This window comes from Sutterella wadsworthensis (assembly GCF_003315195.1).
GTDB classification, from domain to species: Bacteria; Pseudomonadota; Gammaproteobacteria; order Burkholderiales; family Burkholderiaceae_F; genus Sutterella; species Sutterella wadsworthensis.
On record NZ_QNRV01000028.1, the window covers coordinates 1 to 22703 of the forward strand.

Sequence of the window (22703 nt, forward strand, 5' to 3'; positions counted from 1 at the left end):
AAAAAAATAATAAAAAAAAAAATTTTTATTTATTGTTGTTTTTTTTTTGTTTTGTAATAAAAAAAAATAAAAAAAAAAAAAAATAAACAATGTTGGGGGGGGGGGGGGGGGGGGGGGGGGGTGGGGGGTAATTTGACTGTATTCATTAAACCCCAGACAGGAGCCTCCCTCATGATCTCCAAGACCGTTCTCTCTACGGCCGTCACACTTGCCTTATCCGCCGGCTTCGTCTCGGCTCAATCGATTTCAGCCAACGGCACCTTTGATTCAAACTTCAGCCAAGATTGTACGATTGCGGAAAATGTTTCTAATTTGGTATTCGACATTACGCCAGGCAAAGTTCCACCAACCAACGCCGACAAAAAGCTCTATGCATTCGGCAACGAAAATGCAGAGCCTCCGATGGTTGTCGAGGTATTGAGCAGCGATATTACGGTGATCAATAAAACCAATACCACTGATGGCCCTGTTGACGGCAGAGGCGCGGTCCTCGGCGGCGCTAAATTTATCGGCAGCGGCGGCAAAGCCACGCTGATCTCAGAACTGGATGTGCTTAAAGATTTTCATAATGAGATCAGCGGTTTCAATGATCTGACCCTGACTTCCAACACCCGTAATGCGATTTATTTCGGCGGGGGCGGCTCAGCGGCCAAATTATCTGCAAAGCACATCACATTGAATGGCAAAGTAAATGCTATATACATTGATCAGGCGGCAGCAGACACGTCGGCGAACAACGTGACGATTGACGGGTTTGACAGCCTCGTAATGACGGGTGATGGCCGTTATGCAGTTAGAAATGTTGGTACTGCTAAGCAAGCTATTGCATTAACCGGCAACGCAAACAGCGCCATTACGCTCACTGGCGCCAGAGGCGCCATCGATACCGGCTACGTAGAAAACGGACAGCTGATCGGCAACGGCAGCGTCAGCGTCACTGCCGGCAAGGTCATGCTCGAAACCACCGGGATTGCCTCGGATGACATAGCAGAAAATAAGAAAAATTCAGATTTCGGCATCGTTCATGTGCAGGGCGGCAGCGTCACGATCAACAGTGACGAACTCACTATTCGTCCTGCCGCTTCCGCGACGGATTGGGATGCCAATGCCTTCAAGCTGACGAAGGGCGAGCTCAAGATCAACGGTACCGACGGCGAGTCTCCCGCAGTCATGAATGTACAGGGCGCGATCGATGCGAGCGGTGAGGCAAAGGCCGAGCTTAACTTCACCGGAGCTCAATCATCGCTTACGGGCAAGATCGCGAATGAAGCCGCCAACGTGAAAATCTTCTTTAGCGATGCGGCCGTCTGGAATGCCAAAGGAGAGAGCAAATCCAAGAACCTTACGGTCAGCTCGGGCGGCATAGTCAACCTCACCAATGGCACAAGCGCAGAAATTGAGGATCTCTCTATCAGCAGCGGTATCGTCAGCCTCGAGCAAAAAGCTTCTCTTTCAGCCCAGAACCTTCGGGGTACAGGCGGCACCATTCATCTCTCCGTCTCCAGGAGCAGCGGAGATGACGGGAAGATCACATACGAGGCAGGCAGTTTTACGGCCGAAAACGTAGCCCAAGACTGGACGGGTGCAAATGTTCTGGTAACCGGCGTCACGGCCGATGACATCACGGATATTGACGCTGAAGCGGCTGACATTCTCACCCATGTCGGCGCCAACATCCGTGAGGGCGGCACTGCCACCATCGAAGGCGGCGACGTTCTCGGTGAAATCGAAATCACGACCGGAGCAGACGGCGCGATCAGCATCGGAACGATTGGCGCGAGCGACAAAGTTGCCTCACTCTCCGACGGTCAGTCCATCGCAACCTTGCAGTGGCGCCACGAAATGAATGATCTCACGAAGCGCATGGGTGAACTGCGCGACGGTCCCGCCGGCATCGGAGCTTGGGCGCGCCTCTATGGCTCCGAGCAGGAGTACGGGAAGAAGAATGTCACTTTGCGAAGCACCTCCGTCCAAGTGGGTGCGGACTATCAAATCGGCGAGTGGACTGTGGGCGGCGCTTTCAGCTACACAAACGGCTCAGTCGACTATGCCCAGGGATCGGGAGATGCGGACACATACGGTTTTGCAGCCTATGGTTCTTGGTTCGCTCAGAACGGCATGTTCCTCGACTTGATTGCCAAGTACTCGCGCCTTTCAAACGACTTCGAAATCGCAGATATGAAGGGCTCTATTGACAACAATGCCTATTCATTCTCGGCGGAGTTCGGCTGGCGCTTCGACCTCGCTAAGACTTTGTTCGTTGAGCCGCAGGTCGAACTAACGTACGGCCGCATTCTCGGTGACAATGCCACGGCTTCGAATAACGTCCGCATCGAGCAAGAGGATTTTGACTCCCTGCTCGGCCGTGTAGGTCTGCGTGCCGGCTTCAAGTGCCCGAACGACCGCGGAACGGTTTATGTCCGTGTTTCCGGCGTGCATGACTTTAAGGGAGAATCCGACGTACGCTACTCAAGCAGCAAGGCTTCGACCACCGTGCACGACGACATTGGCGGCAGCTGGGTCGAGTATGCACTCGGAGCAAACGTGAACATCACGCCTTCGACCTACACTTATGTTGATCTCGAACGGACGTCCGGCAGTGATGTGAAGGAAAACTGGCGTTGGAACATTGGCTTGAGAACTGTGTTCTAAAAGCCGCTTTATCTTTTAACTTACACGCTGCTACTTGTTTTTAACTTCACTTTGCAGCAAGGAACCAAAAGGCGCATCTGCCGAAGAAAGCGGATGCGCCTTTCGTCTGAAGATCTCTTATTCAAGAGAACCGATTAGTTCTTCGAGAAAGCCTCTTCAAAGCTCACCGGGAAAGCCTGATAGCCGCAGGTGTCCCACAGCGTCAGATCAACAGCGAGCGACTTGTCGCCCCAGCGGTATTCGCAGATCCGCGGATGCAGGCGGCCGAGCTTGCCGGCCTTTTCAGGCGACGCACCCATACCGGCCGTTGACCAGAAGACAAGCATCGTGTCCTTGTCGTCCATGTACTTCGTGATGCCGGTAACCGGCGAGAAGTAGTCGTAGCCAAGGTCCTTGCCGACTTCCCAGATCTGCTCGACCGTCATCTTCTTCTGGTCGATCTTGTAGACCACAGCGCGAGAATACTTCATGGTCGGCAGCGGGGGCTGCTCCATGCCGCGGGCGTCGCCGTTGTCAAAGACCGAGAGGTAGATCACGTCCTTCGTTGACTTCGAGTCAATGCGCCAGGCCGTATGCTGCGTCCAGGACCAGTCAAAGCCGCCTTCGCACTGGCTGCCTTCGCACTTCAAAGGCTTGCCGTTCTTGTCAACCGGCGTGAGCACGCGCTCTGCGAGGCCCTTCTTCCAGCCGACCGGCGAAGCGAGGATCCACTTCACCTGGTGATCGCGGCCGATCTTCACGATACCTTGATGGCGTGCCGACAAGATAATCGAATCATCGGTCGGATCGTAGTCAATGGAATTGACGTGCGCCCAGTTGCGTCCCGGGCCCGTACCCGGGATGTCGCCGAACTTGTCGCTCTTATCCATGTTGGCGAGGTCCGCAGCCGAAAGCGTCTGACCGGCCTTCGCAGGATCGATGTTGAGGCACACGGCCCCCTGATCAAGCGCCTTAATGAGCGTGTCGCGATACGGATCGAGAATGTCATAGAGGCGGAAATCATCAACCACGCCACCGTCAGGATCCACTTCAATAATCACGTCGCGAACGGTATGGACACGCTTGTCGTCGCCGCGGCGATAGTCAGCCATCGAGACGCGCAGGAAGCTGTGGCCATTCTCGGCATTGTCATAAGCATGCGAGAAGTCAGCATACGTGGGCGGAAGCTTGCGGTTGAAAATTTCGCGGCCCATCAGGTCATACTTGACCCAGCGCTGACCGAAGCCCCACGTCAGAGCACCGTCCTTGGTCTGCTGGAAGCCCATCATGAGGCCTGATGTCCACGGGTCGGACTGATCATTGATGAGGTCGTTGAGCAGGTACCAGCGCACATCACCGGCCGTATCGATAATGCCGATCTGAGAATTGATCGTCCATTCAAGCGCACCGCCCGCGGGATTGTTCCACACAAAGCGGGCACCCTGCGGCGCCATCGGAATGAGCTGGCTGTTGACGAGGTAAAGTCGGTCTTCAAAGCCCGGATCCACCTTGTTCACTTCAACGTTGAACATCCGCTGCTGCCCAGGCATGCCGTTGCTGATTGAGAAAACGGGGGGTGCATAGAACTGCAGACGATCCGTGAAGTCCTCGCTCTTGCCGTCGGCAGAAACGCGCGTGTAGCTCACTTCCACCGTATTGAGGTAGTCCGCATACAAACCGGCAATCGGGATGCCGGCATGCGTGCGAATCTGACGATCGGAAACTTTATAGGCGATCTCGCGGCCGCCCTTCTTCGGCACAACGCGCACGCTGGCGTTTTTGACAACGTAGCCGCCCGTGCGGACGATGGCTGTCAGCGGCGCAATCTTGTAGGGGTTGACGATAACTTCACCGATATGTCCCTGTGCGGGCATGCCGACTGCGGCGCCCGACGGGCCGCCCATAGCGGATGCTGCACCCGCAGACAGGCCGAGCATCAATCCCGCCATTGCGGCGACCAACTGACGACGTTGGAATTTCATGGTTTATCTCCTTTGGTCCGAGATGAAAGGTTCTGCAGGCATGTGCTTGCTTTCTTTTCTTGCCTAGTGTGCCGCCGCTTTGTCGCCACGACCATGCGGAAAGCCTTGCGTTTGACTGCCGTACGGGAAAGGACGCCTTTCATTTTTTAAAAGGTCATGCCAATATTCGTTCATCAGATGCACCGACAGCCGCTCCCCCGCTTTGAGCAAACATTTGCCTCTGCGGCAAAGAACGGTACAAATTCATACCGCCTTGGAGAGCTTCTCCTCCCTGAAGAAAGGTGAGGCCGTCCAAGCGATAAAGCGAAGCAGGATCGCCCGTCTTTAAGCCGACGACCCTTTTGTATTTGTGGTGTCCCCCCGAACACAACGGCACTAGGCGCCTGACGCTTAGCGTCAAACTCAATATCTCTCGCCATGTTGTCTGAAGAGTCCGCATCCTCTGCATGCCCTCCGCTGAGAACCCTTCCTGAAGATCTTGTGGAGTCCGGCAGCATTCGGGTGCTGCGCCTCCTTGTGCGGCTGATGCGTGATCCGGTGCTTCAGCGAAGCGCAGACGCGCTCGGCGTCAGCGCTCCGACGGCGTCTCGTCTGCTCGCCCGCGCACGCCAATGGTTTAAGGATCCGCTCTTTATCTACAGCGCCGGACGCATGCATCCGACGCCGAGGATGCTGGCATTGTCGCCGCGCATTGAAGAAGAACTGCTGCGGCTGGAGTCACTTTTCAAACCCGAAGAACCTTTCAATCCTGCAACCGTCGTACGTACGCTCCGCATCGCTGCCATTGACAACGCTTTCCATACGCTGCTGATGCCCTTTCTTGAAACGGCCGCAACAGCTGCGCCGGGCTTATCCATCTCGGTCTTTGACCGAGCGCCTACGCTGCTTGAAGATATGCGTGCCGGCACGCTCGATCTGGCCTTTTATTCAACTGAAGGCCGCCCGGTCCCCTCAGACTTTTGTGAAGAAACGCTCTTCACAAGCGGTCACGTTCTGCTCATGCGCCGCGGACACCCGCTTCACCAAAAATGGCTTGCCGGCAGCGAGATTACCGAAGCAGATACCGGGGCGTGGCCCCACATCAGCGTCGTCGTACCGATGGCGGGCGGCAGCGACCGTCTGACCATGTCCCGTCATCCCGCACACGGTCCGGAACGCACGGCCTGCGAAACGCCGTTTTTTGTGGCCGGGGCAATGCTTGCGGCCCGTACGGATATGCTGATGCGGATTCCGCAGGAAACCGCTGCAGAACTCTGCCGTACGCTCCCGCTTGCGATGATGCCGATGGAAGCCGGTATCCACATTCCCTGGATCCCATGTCTCTTCCGTCACCGAGCGGCAGACCATGACCCGCTCATTACGTGGGTTCGCGCTCAGCTTGTTTCGCATGCCAGACGTCTTCACGCAGAAACCCTTCGGCAGATTGACGAAGACTTCAAGAGGCGCGGTCAGCAAGTTCGATAGAAAGTCTTATTTCTGCTCCCGCTCTCACTTAAAAGTTGGATTCCCGCAGCAGCACAGACCATGCGGCTCGGGCGAACCGTCCGGCCAAGCTTTCGCGTTCGCCCTCAATCAAAAGGGTGCCGCGGCGCACCTGCAGATCCAAAGCTGCAGTCCCCTGCTGCGCTCCGGCCGGCGCGGCCGTCACGCGGTAAATGGCTTCCTTCGGCGCAAAAACCTGTCCTTGATCCACGCCAAGACTTTTGGCAACCTCCGCCGGCGCGGGCAGCGATGCGACCGCGCCGCCAAAATGAGAAGCGAGCTCCGGCACTGCGCCAAGATGACGAGCCGCTGTGCCGTCAACCGCCTCGACGCTTGCCGGAATTGCGGGCTGCAGGGCATCTTCGGGGATGAACTTGGCCGAAGCACCCGCCGCAAAGCGATTGATATCCTGTTCGCTCACGTAGCCCACGATTTCGAGCGCCGGACGGTCAGTGCCGGCTGCCGCTGCGACCACGGCGAGCGCCTCACCGTCGGGCAGCCATTCACCGACGGCAAGCGGCTCCGTGCGGTCGGCCACTCGGCCGTCCACAGGCGAGCGTACTTCCAAGAGCGCCGTTCGTTTCTTCAATTCCGCAATGCGCCGCTCGAGCGCAGAGAGCTCCCGCAGTGCTGCGGGCACGTCAGCCGCACCCTCCCGATTCATGCGCATGTATTCTGCCCGCCAGCGAAGCGATGCGCGGTCTGATTCCAATTTTTCAAGCTCATGGGCGAGCTCGGGAGAACGAAGACGAAAGAGCACCTGCCCCTTTTTCACCGCATCGCCCTGAGCAGCCTCAATCGCTTCGACCTGTGCCGCTGCCGGCGTGTAAAGCGTCACCGCTGCCGCCGGCTTCACCACCGCCGGCGCCGCTACCTCTGAGCGCCAAGGCATGAAAAACACCGCCAAAATTCCCGCAATGGGAAAGAGGAGCCACAGACTGCGCGGCGCAGCTTTTCCCTTCAGGATGCGAAGCGCCCATTCCTTAAGTTCACGAAGTATCGGAAGCATGACGAAGACGGAAACCTCAACGCAAAAGAGAAAAATGCCGAGCAGCTTGAAGAAGGCGTGGTAGACGAGGAGCGCGATACCGCAGAAGAGGAAGAATCGGTAAAGCCACGTTGCCCACGCATAGATAATCAATGCGCGTTCCTTCCACGGCTCAAACGATTCGGGCTTCTTCTCCCCAAAGCCGAAAAGAAGCTCCCGCATCCGCCATTTGGCCAGCGCGAAGCTCCTCTGATGCAGGTTCGCTACGCCCAGCCAGTCCGAGAGCAGGTAGTACCCGTCAAACCGCATGAAGGGGCTTGAATTGATGGCGAGCGTCATGATCCAGGTTGTGGTGGCGAGCATAAAGGCCGCGCTCTTTAGCCCGCCTTCGGGCAGAAAGCTCCACGCGAGTGCTGCCCAAACGCCTAAAGCCAATTCCCCCAAAACACCCGCCGCGCAGACGGCCATGCGCTGACGCTTGGACTTCAGTCGCCAGGCAGCGGACGTATCGGTATATAGGAGCGGCATCATCACCATGAAGGCGATGCCCATATGGGGAATACGGCAGCCAAAGTGCTCGGCTGTGTAGGCATGAGCCAGCTCATGGATCACCTTTGTGCAGGCAATCGTGAGGCCGGCCATAACCGCGCCTTCCCAGGAAAAGAAATGCGAGAAGGTATGCGTAAAGGCATCCCACTGCCGGCCGATGAGGTAAAGCGCCAAAACGAGCGCCGTTAATGTGGCCCAGAGAAAGGTCTTTGTGAAAAAGAGGCGCTCAACCCAGGGAAGCGTCCGACGCAGGAATGCGTCCGGCGCCACCAGCGGAATGCGGAAAAAAAGATAGTGGTGCAGAAAGAACTTCCAAAGCGTCTGCTTGGGCTTACGCTTCATCTGTTCGGCGAGCCTCGCGGAAGTTCCCGCTTCGCGCGTGAGGCTCATCCGCATCAGAAACTTCGCAAAATTCTCCACCGTCTCCGCCGTCGGCCGAAGGAGCGTTTCCTTGCCGACAGCAGCAGCCACAGCCTTGGCTGTCCCTAAGTGCCAGCGCTTCAGGCACTCCGCCTGAAAAACGCCGAGCTGAAAAAACTGATCGCGCGCCGGATCTTCAAGCACCCAGGTAGAACTCCCGTCATCCGCGTCCGGGCCTTCGTGCAGACGAAGATCCTCCCGCAGCGGCGGAAGCCGCGGCTCCTTCGGGGTCGGATGCCCGGCAGAGAGACCCGGAGCAACAGGGGGGCGCTCGAGAGCGTTCATAGCATTCATCCGCAGAGGTGCCAAGCCGCACGCTTAGACGCCGAGCCAGAGCCGCAGCGTAGCCAGAGGCCGGCGAAGGAGATAAAGCCCCAGAAAGGTTTCTTCGCCGTAAAACTTTGCCGTGCCCTTGAGGCCGAGCTGCGGCGCATCACCGTCGGTTGGGACGAATTCGGCCCGAGCCTTGTAGGCAAGCGTTCCGTCAGCCGTGGCTGACGCGCGGTAGGCCACTCGAGTGAGCTCTGCTTCGAGCGGACTCGTCGGCGACGCATTGAGGAAGAATTTCACTTCGGCGCCTTTTTCAAGCGCGACGGCGTCGCCCACCGGAATGTCGGCCTCGAGCTCCACTGCCCGAGGGTCCGCCACCATCAAAATGCGTTCGCCGACAGCTACCGGCCGACCCAGCCATTCCTGTGGGTCCGAAAAAACGGCAACACCCGAGCGGTCTGCCCGGATCTCCGTCCGTTCGAGTTCCCCGGCAAGAAAAGCTGCATCAGCTTCAGCCTGATCGCGACGGCGCTTAAGCACCCCCAAAGCCATCTTGCTGCGCTCATCAAAGAATGCCTGCTGCTGCCCCTGCCGGTATTCGGCCTCTGCCACAGAAAGCGTCTGCCTTGCAGCTTCCAATTGACCGCGCAGGTCGCGCGAGTCCATCCGCACAAGGAGATCCCCCGCCTTGACCGGCGCATTGGGCTTCACGACGATTTCTTCGACTACGCCCGAGAGCGGCGCACGAACAGCAAACGGATTTTTGGCCGTTACTTCTGCAGGCGCAAGCACGGACTGCCGAATGGGTATCAGCATCGCTCCGACCACTGCTGCGGCGGCTGCACAGCGCACCCAGCGCTTGCGGCTCCAGACCAAAAGCCTTCCGGAGTGAGCCTTCACGGTGCCTTCGCCCGACCAGTCGCTGCGGCCAAGCGGCATAGCGCTCCACGCATCGGCATAAGCACGCGCCAGATGGGTGAGGATAGCCTTGTCAGCCCCCGTCCACGGGGCGTCCCGCCAAAGGATAAGCGCAGCTCTGATGCCGGAGCCGCCCGCCTGCGGCGCTTTAAGCGGCAGTTCGGCCCAAAGCGCCTGAGCCGGCAGAAACTCCTTGGCCATCATCCGGTCGTGATCCGCGGCCGGCGGATGCTCGAGCACATTGAAGGGCTGCACGAGTTCATCGGCCAAGGCCGAACCCGACAGAGAAGAAGCGCCTGCCGGATGAGCATCTGCGAAGCCGCCCAGGCGCTTAACGAGCCAAGCCGGAAAGGCAGCATTGCGAACCGGATCCGCAACGCCCGAAAGCCCTTCGATTCGCCCCGCTCCGGCATCATCGGCCGCCCGCCACCAAAGCGCTGCCTGACGGTAGTCAATCGCTGCGAGCGTATCGTTCATCGCCGTGTAGCCGAGCGCTCGGCGATCGGATGCCGCACGTGCAGTTTCACAGAGACGAATAACGCGCTCGAGGCGCTCGGTTTGTTCACGGGACTTCAGAAACGCAGACTTAAGCTCCTGGAGCCCTTCGGCAGCGGAACCCTTTTTGGATTCCGCTCCCGGCTTCGTTCGAATGATCATGGAGCAGGGCTCCAAGCGACTCGTCCGCTCATGCCGGGCAGAAGCGGGAGCGCTGCCGCACCGGCATCACCCGCAGCCTTCTCCCTTTTGGGAAGCTGGAGCTCGCCCGTCACCTTCACCGACTGACTGACCGGATCCACACTCCCGGCGATGCGCGACACGGTGACCGGATAAACCGCACCGGTATCGTCCAGCGTAAGCGTCAGGCGGCTCCCGATCCGCAGCACTTTCAATGCCGCCGCAGGGAGGATCGCCTCAACCTCAAAGGCGCTCACCTCATAAATGGTGAGGAGCTTCTGTCCTTCTCCCACATACTCATGCGGGCGCACATACGTTTCGCCCACCATGCCCGAGAACGGCGCCTTGATGCTGCAGCGGCCGACCTGAATGCGTTCAGCCTTGGCTTCGGCTGCCGTAATCCCGACGTTGGCGCGGGCTTCTTCATAGTCGGCCGTGCTGATGGAATTGAGCTTTCTGAGTTCCCGGGCGCTGCGCCAGCGGCCTTCAGCGGCCGATGCTGCGGCTTCCGCCCGCAGAAGCCGCGCCTTGGGAAGCGCACAGTCGTATTCGACAAGCACGTCTCCGGCCTTGAAGCGTTCACCGTCGCGAAATGCAACAGCACTCACTTCACCGGGCATTTCGCTCGAAAGGAGCGCCTGCGCCTTAGCGGTTACCTGGGCGCGGAATTCGACCGCATCAGCCAATGCTGATGAGCTCGAAAGCCCTGCCGCAGAGGCCGGCGCAGCCGAAGCTGCGCCAATTGTTAAAGCTGCAGCCATCGAGCAAATTGCGCTCAGCGTATGGAGCTTTTCCATCATCATCCTCATTTCGAGCACGATTCTTACCGGCTGGCCTTCAAAGAACCGAGACTTTCCCAGGGCATGCCGGAAACGAGACGGACGGCCGCTCCGCCCTCCTGCGCAGCCGCAGCAACTTCCGGGTTGAGGCGGTAGCTCGCAGACGCTTCCTTATAGTCGCCCACGCCTTCCTTCAAGGCCTGCGTGCCGTAAAGCCCCTGCAGCACTGCGCCGTCGGCGATGATACGGTCCTGCGCGCCGATGGCTTCAGCGAGTCCCGAAATGGACTGATCGGCAACCTCAGCGGGTACCGTATCAAAGCCCGCGGCTTGATAGATGGCATCCTGGGCATTAAGCATTTCGGCATAGCTCAGATCACGCGTGCGTTTGGCAAGCAGCGTCTCAACCTTCGTGCGTACCGCTTCGAGCTTCGTTTCGCTGCGGCTCTTCACGGCATTTTCAACCTGCTTGTCGATGGAATTCTGTACGCGCGAGAGTTCGTCAGCTCGACGGAAAGCCTTTTCAGCCGCAAAACGCTGATGCCAAGCAACGTGCACCTGAGAGAGAACCGTCATGCGGATGGCCTGACGACGAAGCGGAGCGAGTTCTTCGCGAAGCTCTCCGCCCTTGAGAATCTTCGGCGCAGTAAAGAGGCTCATCAGGTTCCAGCTCACCTGGGTGCCCACGTCCGCCCAGTCATTGTTCGCCAAGTACTTATTGCTGTCGTAGTTGAGACCCGCAAAAAGCTGAACATTCGGGAAGAGCTTCAGGAGCGACATGCGGGTTTCGAGCACAGCATTGCGCGCGAGATAGCTTTCTTCGCGAATCTCAGGGCGGCGCACCATGGCGAGCACTTCGAGGTCACTGAGCTTATAGGGCACGGCCGGAACGGCCTCAGTATCCGTCGAGGGAACGGCGAGCTGGAATGGCGTCCCCGGCTGCAGGTTCATGAGGGTCGCGAGCTTGGCTTTGCTCTTCACCAATTCGTCTTCGAGCGTTTCGAGCTGACGAACCATGTTGAGAAGGTCACGCTGGTAGCGAAGCGCATCGAGCGGCTTCACGAGGCCGCGGCCGCCCGCTTCCTTGGACTGAGCCAGAGCCTTCGAAGCGTCGTCGAGCGCATCAGCAACTTCGTCGCGCAGACGCTCAGCGCTGACGGCCGAGAGCCAGGCCGCACGGGTCTGACGGGCGATATCGGCCACCACGCGGCGGCGGCGTTCTTCGGAGGCATAGGACTTGTTGGTCGAAGCTTGGGCTTCAAAGTAGCTCAGACCGAAATCGAGCACATTCCAGGAGAGCTCCAGATCGGCCGTCCTGCCGTAGCGTTCGCTGCTCTTAGAAGGCACGAGCGACTCCTTGCCGGTTGCAAGCGATTCGCTCGAGCTTGCGAGCTCGTTGGAGCGGTCGCGATACCCTGCCGACGCCGTGAGCTTCGGCAAGAGGCTCATGCTCTGCACATCAGCGATGTTTTCCTGCACCGCACGCTCCATCATGGCCAGGCGGTGTTCGAGGTTGTACTTGAGCGCACGGGCAACAGCCTCTTCCATCGTAATGGGAGCCGTGACGGGTTCCTGCGCAGCGAACATCAGCTGCTGGTCGACATTGGCAAGACGCATAAGATCGTCGCTCGAAAGCTTTTCGGGCGCGATGACCGAGCAGCCGGCGAGCATCAGCGCTGCGGCGACGGACGTAGAAACAAGAGTAAGGCGGATCATCCGAGAGGCTTTCATCTGAGACATGATTGGAAATCCTGAAATAGGCAAGAGAATGAGTAGGTTCGGCGGCACGGACTGCCAGAGTGAGCGTCCGTGCCGAATAAGTGAGTTGTCAGCGATCAGCTCGCAGCGAGATCATCGGATTTGGCAAAGATGCCTTCGCGGGCATAGACCGTATGGCGTTCAATGGCAGCGGTGAGACTCGTGTCAGCGACCTCGCTCTGCTCGGGCGTCTCTGCGTCGAGCAGCGCGGCTAAACCCTTTTGAGCAACGTCATTCAAGTCAGCTGACGGCAATTCCGCTGCGCTCTCATTGAGCGTCACGCGTGCTGCGGATTTGTCTGAGCGCTCGACCTTTTCAACAGCGCGCTCTACCGCCCGGTCACGGCGAACCTCTTCGGTATGAAGCTTGGCGTCGCGTTCATCATCGACGGTCTGCTTATAAAGCGCGAAGAGGCGCTCTGAGGCCGAGGGTTCTTCCAGAGGCGCAGCCGGCTTGCCGAAGATCGGTTCGAAGACCGGGTGATCCGCCGCCAGTACCGTAGGTCTGAAGTCCTCGCGCTCGATCCCTCGTCCGAGTCCCGTGTCGCGCAGAAGGTCAAGACCGCGGCCAAATGCCGGGTTGGCAACGCCCGCATCCGCACTGGTGACGGGCGCAATTTGCGTCCCGATCCAAATGGTGCGGGTGGTCGAAGCGCCATAGGCATCCGTGGCCTTCACCGTCACCGCCAAGCCGTTTTCGAAATTCGCGTCCGCCTTTAAGATGCCGGTATCGGCATCAAAAGAGACGCCCTCAGGGAGTTCTGCGGGTTCGGTGATCTCCACTCTGAATCCGTCGCCCTCGGCATCCTTGAAGAGCGTATTGAGATCAGCTCTGATCCCGCCGGCCGTATCGCCGAAGACCGCCGGCAGCCCTTCATGAGTCGATCCCGCGCCGACAAACTCGGGCGCGGAATTGGTGCGAACACCCACCGTCACTTCGAACGTATTCGAAAGGCCGTAGCTGTCCGTCGCGGTAATCGTGAGCTTAAAGGGTTCAGTCACCGTCGCCGTGCCGTAGATGCGGCCCGTGTCAGCATCAAAGCTCAGCCCGCTGTTATCGGGCAGCCCGTCAACCCTGAAGGTCAAATCGTCGCCGTCAGGATCCTTGATGAAGTCCTTGAGCTCAAACGAATTATTGCCCCCGACCACAACGCTCGGAGCGGTATCCGGTACAGCCTGCGGGGCTTGATTGCCGCGAACCGTGAGCTTAAAGGTGTACTCCACCGGAGCATTCTTGCCGTCCGAGGCCGTGATCGTCACCGAGAACGCACCGACCTCCTGAGGCGTGCCGGAAATCGTCCCTGTCTTTGCGTCGATAGTCAGACCATCGGGGAGCCCCTTCACTGCCGTGAAGGTCAGCTCATCGGCCTCATTCGGGTCTTTGAACCAATCCTTGACACTGAAGTTCGTCTCGTGATTGAAGACGACTTCGGGCACCTTGACATTTCCATCAACAACGACCGGCGGCTGATTTTCCATGATGGTCAGCGTGACATCACGGCTCGCCGTCAGACCGCTCTCGTCTGCCGCAGTGATTCGCAGCTGATAGGCACCCGTCTTCGAAACCGTGCCGGAGAGCTTGCCATTCTCAAACTTCAGCCCCAGCTTCTGAAGACCATTTTCGATAACGTTCCCGTTCTCATCGAGGAGTTCCACGGTGACGGTCGCCACTTTGACGTCATCCGTAAAGAGGTCTGAGGGCAGCGTAATAGAACCCGCTGAACCGCCGAGCGCAACATCCAAGGTACCGCTCAAAGCGTAGTCCGGATACTTCGTTTCGTTAAATTCGGGACCATCGTTAATCTGCAGCGTCACCGCATTGTCAATCAGCAGCGAATCGCTGCTGCCGCTCGAGGACGTAAAGCCAATGCTTAAATCGACCGACAGATCTGCACCTGGCTCAGCACCCGAGGCGGTGAAGGTGATTGCCTTCAAAAGCGCCTCGGCTTTGTCTGCATCAACGCCCTGCTCGAGTGTGATGGAAAGCGTTCCTTCGCGGGCAGACCATGCACCGAGCTTCACGTCACCGCTGTAGACGTAGCCGTCATCCTTGAGCGTCAGACCAGAATCTGCACTGAGCCCAAAGGTGCCGTTCGGATAGTCGACATTTACCGTGATCGAAGCCGCGTGTCCAAGGATGGAATCTTTGATGCCCGAGAAATCAACATTCGCGAGAAAGTCGGTCGGCTGCTCGGGATCCGGGACATGAATGGTCTCTTCGTCGGGCGTCTCAATAGAGCCGTCAGTGGCTTTGACGCTGAAGATCTGAGCGTCGGACTTGCCGACATTGTCAATCATGGTGACCTTCAGCACGACTTCACCGGCAACGTCGGACGGCACGTCATATTTCACCGCCCCAAGCACCGTGTTGAAGACATCGTGATTGAGCGACCCCGTGAATGTAATCGTCAGCTTGCCGCCCTCGACACTGTAAGAACCGAGTTGAGTGCCGTCAGCTCCGGTAATTACTTCGTCCGCAAAGGTATATCCAATAGTCTTGGCAAAACTAAAGCCGTCAGAGGCATTCGCCCCGCCGTTGCGCTCGATCGTAATGCTGAAGTCTTGGTAATCCTCAACATCCGCATCGACGCCAGACAGATATTTGCCTACTTCGGCGGAATTGCCGGTGTAGGGAATCTGAGGCAATGCCGACGCAGAATAAACGCCCTGAGATCCACTGTTAAAGTAGATGTTTTTACCGTCTGAAGAAACAATAAATTTCCCAAAACCTTCTGTACCTGCATCAATGGATCCGGCTTTTGTCAAGAATCCAGAAAGTGCATCTACAGTATATTCAACCATCTTTCCATCCTCAGTTGAGGCAAACAGAAGCTTGCCGTCGGAGGAAAGATGCATTTCTTGAATACTGATCGATTCACCTTCGAATCCATAATCCGCACCAACAGTTAGGGACTGCACGAGAGTCAACGTACCGTCATCATTTTTCTCAAAAGTCAGTACGCAGCGGCTCCCAATGGCAGATGCGGAGTAAACGTAGAGATGTTGACCATCCGCCGATGAAACAACGCTTCCAACCTTCCACAGCATAAATTCATCATCGACTTTGACCCCAGACTCATCCGCATTGATGGTCTCGTAATTCAATGATTGAACAAGATTAAGCGATCCGCCTTCACCCACTGCGACAACGGCAATTCCGCTCTTATCGCCCATACTGTCTTTTTGAACATATATGGATTTGCCATCACCGGAAAATTTAATGGCCGTTAGATTCTGATCCGCAAAATTCATTTCATCCCGCGTGAACTGCGAGATCAATTTCAAACTGCCGTCAGCATCAACTGTATAAAGGTACAAAGTATCTTCGGTGAGCGCCGCAAAGTACTTGCCGGAAGGATCTAAGGAGATGTCCTGCCACGAATCAGACTCAGAGGTCAGATCAATGCCTTCAATAGGAGACCAAGTCCCGTCGGCATCTGCCATGAATCCATGAACGCCTATAACAAAAGAGTTTTCACCGGAAATTGCCTTGACATAAACAGAGCTGCCGTCGGCGGAAACAACGATGCTCCCAGGATATCCCCCTGGCGATGATCCAAGTTCAAAAGCGTTTTTGAGTGTTAATGCGCCATCATCACCGCGGCTGTAAATGTAGAACGTGTACGTCCCGGAGCCATCGCTGCCGGAAGACGACATCACGAAAACCGTCTTGCCGTCCGGCGTCTGTGCTAGATCGTTGACGTAATAATCAGCCCCTGTTATGACGCCGTCATGCATGAAGATTGTGTCTGAGGTTTCAGGCGCATCAACACTTACATCCGGATCGACGCTGAGATGCACACGAATAGTCGCCGTGACATCATCAATAATTGATGAATCAGCCCCGCCGTTATCGGTGCCGCCGTTATCGGTCACTTTAGTCAGAGCGAAAACACGCTCACTAACCTGAGCCTCGGCATTCTCGTTGACATATGTCATCGAATTGACAACGTTTTGAGCGGCCCCAGTCTTAATGCCACCATCAAAACTAATGGTCAGCACGCCTTTTCCGTCAGCGACTACATACTGATAGGCGTATCCGCTCTTCGTAGTGCCGTCTGATGAGCTATTCAGAGGAATACGCACTCCGTCGACCACCCAATATTCACCTTCAGCAAAATCACCCGAAGCCGTGAGCTCCATCGAGGATACTTTCTGATTGAGTTCACCGACATTGATCGCCACATCTTTGAAGATAGGCGATGACATGCCTGTCGTGTTGTAATACTCATTTTCTACAGCAGAAGAACCGGATGCTGAAGGAGCCTGATTGGCAGAGAATTCGTATTGAATCGTTTTCTCAACGGATTGGTCTTTATCCGTTACGGTCGTCTTGACGGAAACGCTGCCGTCTGCAGCTGCAGACTGGACTGTAAAGGAAACCTGCTTGACAACTGCGGCCACATCGGCTGTTGTTGCGCCATCCTTAAATGTCAGAACGATTTTCCCATCAGCTTTCTCAACCGCAGCAATCGTACGGTCTCCGTTCTTGATGACGCCATTTTCGAGCGTATAACCGTCTGCTCCCGTCCATTCAAACGCTGTTGAAGGTTTGGCTTCATCATTCGTTTCGAAGGTGACAGAAACGTTACCGTAGTTGCCGCTGCCGGAATTGGCAGCATCGCGATCGGCATCGGTAATGGAAAGCGACCCGCCGACATTAACCGACTCCCCTAAGGTAGCGTTATGAACTTCCGCCTCTTCATAAGAAAGCACCTGTCCGCCCGCGGCAATCCCAACCTTTCCTGAGTCAAACACAACGAGTCCGGCTGCATCACCACCTACTGCAGGTGTTGTTTTAATCGGGGTAAGACCTTCTTGCGTCACGCGAAATTCTGAAAGCGTCCCAGAGTCATTGCTTGAAAGGACATAAAGACGATCTCCAGCTGGAGAGAGCGCAATATCCACAACGTTAGAACTATCAGTTTCCGCTATTTTAGAAAAAGTTTTTTCAGCAAAATTAGCCTGATAAATTTGAATCTTACCGCCAAATTGAACAGCTATTAGCCCGTTATCTGATGCCGTAATATTAAGAACACCATCACCCTCTTCTATTCCATCAAGATCTTGAGAGAATAACTCTTCACCGTCAGCACCATATACTTTAAGTTCTGGGCCATAGGCAAACTCATGATTGCGGAATTTAATGACATAGTCTCCGCAGCTGACAAAATCCATTGAAGCATTTTCGCCAATATCCGAATCGTTCCATTGACCGTTCTCATAAGATATTTTTGTACCGCCGTATGAACTCCCCCAACCATAATCAGCAAAATAGCCGATATAACAGGTAGTACCATCAGAACTTACAGCAATTGATGTGCCAGTTCCTGATATTTCCTTTTGACCTTCAGTGGTTAAATCACCATTATCTGCCACTTGGAAACGAAATACATTATTCCCGCTCACAGCATAAAGGACACGGCCATCAGCGCTAGATGCAATATCCGTAATGCTTCCAAGCCCATCAACACTTGAATGATCAAAAGTCTGCAGATAAGAAAGCTTCCCATCAGTCACTTTAAAGACAGCAATATCGCCGTCTTTGTCGCCTACAAAGGCAAAATTCCCGTTGTCTGACAGAAAGATCTTTGTGGCATTCTCGATGCCGGGTGCATTTGTAAGACCGGACAGTTCTGTTCCGCCAACATTCACTTCCGGCGCAAAGTTATAGCTGCTCTCGATTTTCACGGTTCGATCTATATCCAGATCAGCCGTGCCTCCATCATTCATATAAGAAAGCGCATCGATCTTGACGGTCACATCCGCTGAAGTTTGGGCAGTGCCGTCTGCAACCTTCAGTGCAAGACCGTCAATAAGCGTTTGGAGCTGGTCAGCATTCTGAGTAGACCCGATTTTGATGACCACCGTTGCCGTGCCGTCCGCACCGACCGTCACCGTTGCATAGCGGTCAGCGTCTGGATCACCGATCTGAACCTTGTTGCCCTGCGTGAGGAGTACTTCCTTTCCATCAACAATAAGGGCCAGTCCTTTGCCGCTTTCAGAAACCTGAAGCGTCAGCGAGTCGTAAGTCTTACCGTCAGCAAGCGGCTCAACCTGGACATTGCCGAAGAGATCGACCTGAGCACCCGGATTGCCGTTTTGATCCACGGTGATGTCGCCAGCGGAAGGATCCGCTGAAACTGGCGGATTGGCATCCGCCTGAGCATCCGCCGCCACTTCTGCCGCCGTTGCCGCAGCCGCCGCGTCAAACATCATTCGCGGCTCAAGCGCAAGCTCAAGGCTTCCGTAGGAGAGATTCGCTGTAGTCATTTTGTGCTTCTTCCCTTTTGGGTTGGGTTTCAAACTTATTCAATGAGCCGCGCAAAGCTGCTCTTACTTTCAAGATCCGATGCAATACGCTTCAATCCATCGATCACCGTCTCTTTGCCTTCTGCGAAGCTCGGCGTCTCAACTTCAGACACATCGCCCGAATTGCGTCCGCAGGCGAGGAGCGTGGGCTTAAGCTCGTTGTAGCGGCGTAGCCCGGATTCATTTGTTGAGGGCGGAATGATGAGCATGTAGAAATAGAAGTCCTGATGCGACTTGAAGCTGCCGCACAAATCTTCAATTCGCTGCCGGACAAAATCGCGGTCTCCGGTATCTGCATAGCCGCCCAAGCTCTCAAGATCGAGATAAAAGTTGTTGGCATCCATGTCGATGTCAATCAGCGGACCATTCAAATTGGCCAGCATGACGATCGCCTTGACGGTGGACTTGCCGTCTTCGCTGAAGTCACGCGGGTGGTCGAGATCTCCCCAGCCGTCAATACCGCGGAACCCCGGCGAAAGCGCCATTGCCCCCCAGCCCATTGCAATATTCATGTTGATGGCGTGATTGATTTCTTCATGATCGCCAATCATTTTTTGCAGACGTGCCGTAAATTTTTCACGCTCATCCGTGAGCGGCAGGAGTGCTGTGAGCGGCACAGTCCCGTCAGCCGCAATCCAGCGCTGATCAGTCGGGCCGGTTAATCCGCTGCCCGCAGAAGGAATCACCGGTCCCCGCCACGTGATGTAAGGCCACCCTCCGGGATAGTTCGACATAATGCAGTTGCCGCCGTAACAGGTTTCAGCGCTGATTTCAAAAGATCCTGCCGGAGGTTCAGTCCAATCGAAGAGCTCTCCGCCAAGCATTCCCCGACGAACATGAAGAATCTTCTTGCGGACATCGGGCATATCGGGAGAGGCCATATTGGAGACGCCCGCCCCCTGCTTGATATAGCGGAACCACTGCGGCTCAATACGATCCGGCATCGCCCAGCTGCGGATACGAGAAACGCCCTTGGCATCGTCCCAAACATTGACGCCGTCCGAATAAGGCACTAAGGCCATCCAGCGGTCAGCCCGTCCGTCAATGACTTCGTCATAAAAGGCCTCGCCGATGTCGCGGATCGCCTGCATGTCCCGCTGCGTCTCGTTGATCGTGGAAGGCGCAACAAAAGCAATTTCAAGCGGGTTGTAAATCGCCACCGCAGCACTTGCCACCTCAACGGTCTTCCCCGGACCGCCTAAAAGTGAGGGCAGCGCCCGAAAGCTTGCCGAGACTCGATAGCCTTCATAGTCGTTCCAGGTCACCGGCTCCACCGCAACGCTCAAGTCACGCGAGAGCTGCTCTTTATCGAGCCCCAGATTGACGGCAACATAGCGCTGAGCCATCCCGAGCACATCCGTCTCGGAGTCCTTCGCCGCTTCCATCGCCACGGCCTGAGCTGCCGCATCGGTCGCCTGCTTGAGGCGCGCCCCGTCGGCACTCACGCGCGTAGCGTCCACCACAAAGGCCGTGAGCGCAATGCCGCCGATCAGGAAAAAGACCACATTGACCGCAGCCGAACCGGATTCTTCACGGAGAACACGGGCCAAAAGCGACTGGGCACGTTTGCAAAGAAGAGAAATCATGCGTTGCTCCCTTCGCCATCATCGTCCGACGGCATCAGATTTTCTTCTTCAAGCGCTTCGTCGAGCTTGATTTCGCGGTTGTTGGAGCGGTAGATGTTCTCCACCTGAATCACTCGGGGAAGACGCAGGTGCTTGCCCAATTCAAAGCCTGCCGTACGGCGGCAGACATCCACCACAATCATCGACATCGTGCTGCCGTCCACATCGCTCTCGTCATTGCCTTCGCCGGAATTTTCCGGCGGATCCACCGGCAGTTCGCCCGTGAAGTACTTCCCCTCGACATTGAGTTCGCAGAGCATCGCCCCGTCGCCGCGGCGAATCATCCACTGCACGGCGCCGGACTGCAGCACATTCATGATGATGACTTCGGTGTCACGGGTTTCGGTCTCGAGCGATGCGTCAACGAGCGCATTGAGCCCGTACTGCGTGAGCTTAGGCTGCTGCGCAGCATTTACAGCAATGCTGCCAGCGCCTGCCTCAAGGCGTTCCCGCTCAATGCCGATCTGGTGCATATCCGAAAGAATCACGGCAGTGCTCACCAAAAATGTGATGCCGAGCGCTGTTTCCACGGCAATCGACCCGGATTCTCGATGCAGCCCGGCAGCGGCCGCCGCAATCTTCTTGAAAAAGGAACTCTTAATCATTTCACGCCCCTTCACTTTCTTCAATGCGGGGGTAGTAGGCGATGACGCGTTCGTAGCGATAAGTGAAATCTTTGCGGTTCGTCAGAATGAGGCGCGGAAGCGGCGTAATGAAGTCCTTGGTGATCACGACGACCACCTTCCAGGCGGGATAGCTGCTGTCCGCTTCTGCGGTGCCTTCCTCATCGTCCTCGCCCGCGCCGTTCGTTCCGCCCGGGTTGCCGAGCGCGTCCAGCGACTCATAGGCCTCAACGGTTACGCGGGAGACATTCGAGGGCTTGAGGTAGCCAAATGAATAGGCCGCAATACCCTGACGAATGTCATTTTCGGCGGACGCCCCCAGCTCACCGGCATCGCGAAAGCGCAGAAGCGCGCTCGAGACTGCGCTTTCACCAACCTGAATCGTGAGCGCCATATTGGCAAATTCCACAATGATGAAGAACGCCGCCAGAATCACCGGAAAAGCAAAAGCCGTCTCAACCGCGGAGACGCCGCGACCGTCGCGCAGGAAAGCACGGCCGGCGGTAAAGATTCGCGAACGGAAGATCCCGACTGTCATTTAGGGCTGACTCCCGTTTTGACCAGCGCTGCCCTTTTTCAGCGCCTCAAGCGCAGCTGCGGCTTCGGGGCTGCCCTTCGGGAACGTCTGGGCATGGGAAGAAAGACCGGCAGCGTCCTTTGTTTCGATCGTCTTCACGGGCTCAACGACAAGCGGAACTTCATAGCCGTAGTCCGAATCATCCGAAGATTTCGGGCGAATTTCGATCATCTTCTCGGCCGCCCGCAGGCACTCATCGGCGAGCGTAGATTCGCCGGCATCAATGCGGCTTTTCATGGCGGCAAACTTTTTGAGGGCATCCTCGGCCTGTTCATTCGTCATGAAGCTCTGGAGCGTTTCGCGCGAACGATCTGCCGACCCCGTCATAAACTGGACAAAGGCGAGATTCATTTTGGGGGTCAGTATGCCGGAAGCGTCCGACGAGCTGAAGTTCTCAGCGTCGCCGAGCACCTTCAAGGCCCCCTTGGCATCGTTCATGCCGAGTTTGGCGAGCGCCAAATTGTTAAGCACCTGCACGTTCGTCGGTGACTGGGCAAGCGCCTTGTCAAAGTACTTGACGGCTTCCTCGTGCTCACCCGCAGCATCGAGAACAATGCCGTAAGCATTGAGCGCAGAAACGTTCTTGTCGTCGAGCTCAACGGCCCGCGCGAGTGCGCTTCGCGCATCGCTCATGCGGGCTGAAGCCATATAAGCACGGCCTAAACCAGTGAGGAGCCCCGCTTCTTCAGCCGGAGCAAATTTCACTTTTTCAGCTTCTGCAAGGGCTTTGGTTCTGGTAAACAAAGTCAAGGTAGCTCGCGGCGGTTCAATGAGCGACGCGATCCCTGCATATTCCAAAAGGGTCTTAGCATCCATGCCGCCTCGGCGGTCGAGTTCAGCATAAACGCTGAGCGCCCCTTCGTAGCGTCCCTGAGCCACCAGCATGCGGGCAAGGCGCAATGCCGACTCACGATCCTTCTTGGGAGCCGTTACGACTTCTGAAGGCGTGCGCTCCTTGATGGTGCGCTCAGGCATCGGACTGTCCGACCCTGCTCCGGCAAGGGACGCACACCCCGAAAGCATCAGCGCAGCTGCCGAAAGGACAAAAAGCGCAGCGGTCTTCATTGCCGCTTGCGGGCGTCGGCGGAAACTGTGAGCAGAAGTAGTCATGATCGA

At 56.5% G+C, this 22703-nt stretch carries 12 protein-coding genes; 2 read left to right on the plus strand and 10 right to left on the minus strand.

Translation table 11 applies throughout. From position 1 onward, the window contains the following. Positions 1 to 171 precede the first annotated feature (171 nt). Positions 172 to 2652, plus strand: coding sequence for an autotransporter outer membrane beta-barrel domain-containing protein (locus DES29_RS09980; protein WP_021995801.1), 2481 nt, complete (start codon positions 172 to 174; stop codon positions 2650 to 2652). Positions 2653 to 2786: 134 nt separating this feature from the next. Here the strand turns inward: DES29_RS09980 and DES29_RS09985 are convergent, their stop codons facing one another. After that, positions 2787 to 4613, minus strand: a complete 1827-nt coding sequence (locus DES29_RS09985; protein WP_005428735.1) for an aryl-sulfate sulfotransferase — start codon at positions 4611 to 4613, stop codon at positions 2787 to 2789. Between the two features lie 417 nt (positions 4614 to 5030). On the opposite strand from DES29_RS09985, the gene DES29_RS09990 reads away from it, so the two are divergent. After that, positions 5031 to 6077, plus strand: coding sequence for a LysR family transcriptional regulator (locus DES29_RS09990; RefSeq protein ID WP_005428733.1), 1047 nt, complete (start codon positions 5031 to 5033; stop codon positions 6075 to 6077). A gap of 28 nt (positions 6078 to 6105) precedes the next feature. Here DES29_RS09990 and DES29_RS09995 read toward each other — a convergent pair whose 3' ends face one another. From DES29_RS09995 to DES29_RS10035, 9 genes are all read right to left on the minus strand, one after another. Then, positions 6106 to 8337 (minus strand): HlyD family efflux transporter periplasmic adaptor subunit, encoded by a 2232-nt coding sequence (locus DES29_RS09995; protein ID WP_113854828.1) that lies wholly within the window; start codon positions 8335 to 8337, stop codon positions 6106 to 6108. A 33-nt stretch (positions 8338 to 8370) separates the two neighbouring features. Then, the gene (locus tag DES29_RS10000; protein ID WP_113854829.1) at positions 8371 to 9897 is read right to left on the minus strand and encodes an efflux RND transporter periplasmic adaptor subunit; all 1527 of its coding nucleotides are present in this window, start codon (positions 9895 to 9897) and stop codon (positions 8371 to 8373) included. Continuing rightward, a complete protein-coding gene (locus DES29_RS10005) occupies positions 9894 to 10724 on the minus strand; it encodes an efflux RND transporter periplasmic adaptor subunit (protein ID WP_249031206.1) in 831 nt (276 codons plus the stop codon). The genes DES29_RS10000 and DES29_RS10005 overlap by 4 nt, the downstream gene beginning before the upstream one ends. A gap of 14 nt (positions 10725 to 10738) precedes the next feature. Further along, on the minus strand, positions 10739 to 12433 hold the full coding sequence (locus DES29_RS10010) for a TolC family protein (RefSeq protein WP_113854830.1): 1695 nt from the start codon (positions 12431 to 12433) through the stop codon (positions 10739 to 10741). A gap of 95 nt (positions 12434 to 12528) precedes the next feature. After that, complete coding sequence (locus DES29_RS10015; RefSeq protein WP_113854831.1) at positions 12529 to 18723, minus strand: putative Ig domain-containing protein; 6195 nt, start codon at positions 18721 to 18723, stop codon at positions 12529 to 12531. A gap of 35 nt (positions 18724 to 18758) precedes the next feature. After that, complete coding sequence (locus DES29_RS10020) at positions 18759 to 20348, minus strand: hypothetical protein (protein WP_021995559.1); 1590 nt, start codon at positions 20346 to 20348, stop codon at positions 18759 to 18761. Next, complete coding sequence (locus tag DES29_RS10025) at positions 20345 to 20992, minus strand: hypothetical protein (RefSeq protein WP_021995560.1); 648 nt, start codon at positions 20990 to 20992, stop codon at positions 20345 to 20347. Before DES29_RS10025 ends, DES29_RS10020 begins: the two co-directional genes overlap by 4 nt. Position 20993: 1 nt before the next feature. Then, entirely contained in the window at positions 20994 to 21548 is a 555-nt protein-coding gene (locus DES29_RS10030) for a TadE/TadG family type IV pilus assembly protein (RefSeq protein ID WP_021995561.1), read from the minus strand. Next, complete coding sequence (locus DES29_RS10035) at positions 21549 to 22697, minus strand: tetratricopeptide repeat protein (RefSeq protein ID WP_236578919.1); 1149 nt, start codon at positions 22695 to 22697, stop codon at positions 21549 to 21551. Between the last annotated feature and the right edge of the window lie 6 nt (positions 22698 to 22703).